The following is a 328-nucleotide window of genomic DNA, read 5'->3' on the forward strand; positions in this document are numbered from 1 at the left end:
GCGCACGACGTCGGGGTGCCGCCTGAAGGGGGCCCGGAATGTTACGCGGTCCGCGCCCTGCGGCTCGTTGCCGCCGCTAAACCACGCGCGAATCAGCTCCTCGCCGGCGGCCAGGTACGCTGCCGGATCGGAAGATTCCCCGCCGAACAGGCGGCTGAGCTTGTCGACGGTTGCCGCCGACGGCGGCACCGGCACCATCCCCACCACGGTGAGCGACGCCGTCGTCCGCGGAAAGCGTGCCGCGATGGTGGCGGCGATGTTGCCGCCGAGGGAGTGCCCGACCCAGTGCACCGGCCCGCCGCCGAAGCGGTCGACCAGGGCCGCGGCG

At 73.8% G+C, this 328-nt stretch carries 1 protein-coding gene; it reads right to left on the bottom strand.

The annotated features are described in order from the left end of the window. Window positions 1–328, bottom strand: a 328-nt coding sequence (locus AC5RUJ_RS18860) for an alpha/beta fold hydrolase (protein WP_494156586.1), incomplete at both ends; no start/stop codon positions are given.

The sequence above is a fragment of the Arthrobacter sp. Y3223164 genome (assembly GCF_059091005.1).